Origin of the sequence: Streptomyces sp. SID5910, assembly GCF_009862125.1 — a bacterium.
Taxonomy (GTDB): Bacteria; Actinomycetota; Actinomycetes; order Streptomycetales; family Streptomycetaceae; genus Streptomyces.
Window position 1 is genome coordinate 1 of record NZ_WWHX01000358.1, and the last position, 465, is coordinate 465.

A 465-nucleotide genomic window follows, 5' to 3' on the forward strand; every position below is an offset into this window, starting at 1 on the left:
CAGTCCCCCCAGTACGCACAGGCCACGGGCGACGCGCTGCGCGCGGTGGGCGTCAACCGGTCCGTGGAGGACGTCACCCGGCTGGCGGGCCTGCTGACCCGGCCGCCCCGCCGCCCGGACAGCGCGGACGAGGCGATCCGGGCCGCGGCGGCGCACCGCTCGGTCGAGGACGTGACCCGGCTGATGGCCCTGCTGCACCGCACGCCCCTGGAACCGCACTGCGGTCAGGAGGCCGTGCGGGCCGCCGCCACCGGCCGTCCGGTGGAGGACCTGGTCGAACTGATCGGCCGGCTCGCCGAGGAACAGCGGGCGCACTCCGAGCATCCGGACCCCCGGCTCGCGCAGCCGGCCCCCGAGGACCCGTACGCGCACGACGAGCCGGCACCCGCCGAAGGCCCGGCGCGCGACGGAGCCGAACTCCGCGGCCGCGAACGGCGCCGCGGTCTGCGCCCGGCCCGCAGGGAC

General features: G+C 78.7%; 1 pseudogene. It reads left to right on the plus strand.

Annotation, left to right across the window (positions count from 1 at the left end):
• A pseudogene (locus tag GTW67_RS12200) lies at positions 1–465 on the plus strand (hypothetical protein); the annotation flags it as partial.